Annotated in this window: 2 rRNA genes; both read left to right on the top strand. The window is 53.9% G+C overall.

Annotation, left to right across the window (positions count from 1 at the left end):
- Positions 1-262 precede the first annotated feature (262 nt).
- Positions 263-3,152 (top strand): 23S ribosomal RNA (locus tag PVW48_RS20040).
- Positions 3,153-3,357: 205 nt separating this feature from the next.
- Positions 3,358-3,472, top strand: a 5S ribosomal RNA gene (rrf, locus tag PVW48_RS20045).
- Positions 3,473-3,495 lie beyond the last annotated feature (23 nt).

Here is a 3,495-nt window from a genome sequence, read left to right on the forward strand (position 1 = left end):
AATACGCTGCCTCGCACGAACCGCGTTTCCTACGGAAACGCGTTTGAAATCGTATAGAGAGTTAAACATCAGAATTGCTGATCTCCCGAGTATGGGAAGATCGTCGTCTGGTCCTTCGGGATCAGTGCGAGAAGCAATTTTGTCCAAGTCAAGTACACTAACCCGTGTGATTAACCATCACACAAGCATCAGTGTGAACCAGCGCTGATGTTGGGAAAGTATGCTTTGGTTCGGAAGTCGGCGTTTGTCGTCTTCTGGATCAAATCAAGCGCGAAAAGGGCGTTTGGCGAATGCCTTGGCAGCAAGAGGCGATGAAGGACGTGGTACTCTGCGATAAGTCATGGGGAGCCGAGAACAGGCTTTGATCCATGAATTTCCGAATGGGGCAACCCACCTGATACTCTGTTATTATTATACTCCTGATCCGCATTGCGGTGGGACGAACCGGCTTGCCGGTGAGACTCGCCAAGGGCGAGCACGGAGTGTTCTTAATAATAGGGTAATCCAGGTACTTTAGGACTGAATACATAGGTCTTAAAGAGCAAACCCGGGGAACTGAAACATCTAAGTACCCGGAGGAAAGGACATCAACAGATACTCCCCTAGTAGCGGCGAGCGAACGGGGACCAGCCGAGCCATGCGAGTGACAAGAACTGTTTGGAAAGACAGGCCATAGTGGGTGACAGCCCCGTATTGGAAGCTCAATTGGACGTATTAAGTAGGGCGGGACACGTGAAATCCTGTCTGAACATCGGGGGACCACCCTCGAAGGCTAAGTACTCCTTGCTGACCGATAGTGAACCAGTACCGTGAGGGAAAGGTGAAAAGCACCCCGACGAGGGGAGTGAAACAGTTTCTGAAACCGGACGCCTACAAGCAGTCGGAGCCACATCAGTGGTGACGGCGTACCTTTTGTATAATGGGTCATCGACTTGGTCTCACGAGCAAGCTTAAGCCGTTAGGTGTAGGCGCAGCGAAAGCGAGTCTTAATAGGGCGCATGAGTTCGTGGGATCAGACCCGAAACCGAGTGATCTAGGCATGATCAGGATGAAGGTTGGGTAACACCAACTGGAGGTCCGAACCCACACCTGTTGAAAAAGGTCGGGATGAATTGTGCCTAGGGGTGAAAGGCCAATCAAACTCGGAGATAGCTGGTTCTCTGCGAAATCTATTTAGGTAGAGCGTCATCCGAATACCCCGGGGGGTAGAGCACTGGATGGGTAATGGGGCCCCACAGGCTTACTGATCCTAACCAAACTCCGAATACCCGGGAGTACTAGATGGCAGACACACTGCGGATGCTAACGTCCGTAGTGGAGAGGGAAACAACCCTGACCTACAGCTAAGGCCCCCAATTCATGGCTAAGTGGGAAAGCAGGTGGGACGACCAAAACAACCAGGAGGTTGGCTTAGAAGCAGCCATCCTTTAAAGATAGCGTAACAGCTCACTGGTCTAAACAAGTTGTCCTGCGGCGAAGATGTAACGGGGCTCAAGCCATGAGCCGAAGCTTAGGATGCACGTAGTGCATGGTAGCAGAGCGTGGTGTGACATAACCCATTCCTCTTGAGGATCTTCGGATCCTGCGGAGGACCGGGTTTGACTGTGAAGCCGGCGCGTGAGCGATCCGGTGGAGTGATCACCAGTGAGAATGATGACATGAGTAGCGACAAACAGGGTGAGAGACCCTGTCGCCGAAAGTCCAAGGGTTCCTGCTTAAAGTTAATCTGAGCAGGGTAAGCCGACCCCTAAGGCGAGGCCGAAAGGCGTAGTCGATGGGAACCAGGTTAATATTCCTGGGCCAGGAGGATGTGACGGATCGAGACTGTTGTTCACCCTTATCGGATTGGGTGGGCCGCTGATCGGTTCCTGGAAATAGCCCTCCATGAGATCGTACCCTAAACCGACACAGGTGGACTGGTAGAGAATACCAAGGCGCTTGAGAGAACGATGTTGAAGGAACTCGGCAAAATACCTCCGTAAGTTCGCGAGAAGGAGGCCCCGTTCGTAGGCAACTATGGGCGGGGGGCACAAACCAGGGGGTGGCGACTGTTTACTAAAAACACAGGGCTCTGCGAAGTCGCAAGACGACGTATAGGGTCTGACGCCTGCCCGGTGCCGGAAGGTTAAAAGGAGGTGTGCAAGCACCGAATTGAAGCCCCGGTAAACGGCGGCCGTAACTATAACGGTCCTAAGGTAGCGAAATTCCTTGTCGGGTAAGTTCCGACCTGCACGAATGGCGTAACGACTTCCCCGCTGTCTCCAACATCGACTCAGCGAAATTGAATTGCCTGTCAAGATGCAGGCTTCCCGCGGTTAGACGGAAAGACCCCGTGCACCTTTACTACAGCTTCACACTGGCATCAGGCCATGCATGTGCAGGATAGGTGGTAGGCTTTGAAGCAGGAACGCCAGTTCCTGTGGAGCCTCCCTTGAGATACCACCCTTGCATCGCTTGATGTCTAACCGCGGTCCGTTATCCGGATCCGGGACCCTGTGTGGCGGGTAGTTTGACTGGGGCGGTCGCCTCCTAAAGCGTAACGGAGGCGCGCGAAGGTTGGCTCAGAGCGGTCGGAAATCGCTCGTTGAGTGCAATGGCAGAAGCCAGCCTGACTGCGAGACTGACAAGTCGAGCAGAGTCGAAAGACGGCCATAGTGATCCGGTGGTCCCGAGTGGAAGGGCCATCGCTCAACGGATAAAAGGTACGCCGGGGATAACAGGCTGATGGTGCCCAAGAGTCCATATCGACGGCACCGTTTGGCACCTCGATGTCGGCTCATCTCATCCTGGGGCTGGAGCAGGTCCCAAGGGTACGGCTGTTCGCCGTTTAAAGAGGTACGTGAGCTGGGTTTAGAACGTCGTGAGACAGTTCGGTCCCTATCTGCCGTGGGTGTAGGATACTTGAGAGGAGTTGCCCCTAGTACGAGAGGACCGGGGTGAACGATCCACTGGTGGACCAGTTGTCGTGCCAACGGCAGTGCTGGGTAGCTATGATCGGACAGGATAACCGCTGAAGGCATCTAAGCGGGAAGCCCCCCTCAAAACAAGGTATCCCTGAGGACCGTGGTAGACCACCACGTCGATAGGCCGGAGGTGTAAGTGCAGCAATGCACTCAGCTGACCGGTACTAATGGTCCGATAGGCTTGATTTGATCCAGTAGACGGCAAATGCCCCTACACACAAATCAAAGCATACACAAACTTGGCTTGGACGCCGATGTGAAAACCCACCTGAATATCAGGTGGTAAGCGCTGCACCTGGATAACCCGCGGTGTTGGAACGCGTTGTCGGCTCCGCCGAAACGCTGCCTCCAACCAGGAAAAACCCAAGTGCAACGCACTTGGTTTTTTCCTTGGTTTGGTGGTCATAGCGCGAGCAAAACACCCGATCCCATCCCGAACTCGGTCGTTAAGTGCCGTAGCGCCGATGGTACTGCGTCTCAAGACGTGGGAGAGTAGGTCACCGCCAAACCTAGAAAAAAACCAATAACTCTC

The sequence above is a fragment of the Dinoroseobacter sp. PD6 genome, assembly GCF_028807315.1.
GTDB lineage: Bacteria > Pseudomonadota > Alphaproteobacteria > Rhodobacterales > Rhodobacteraceae > Dinoroseobacter > Dinoroseobacter shibae.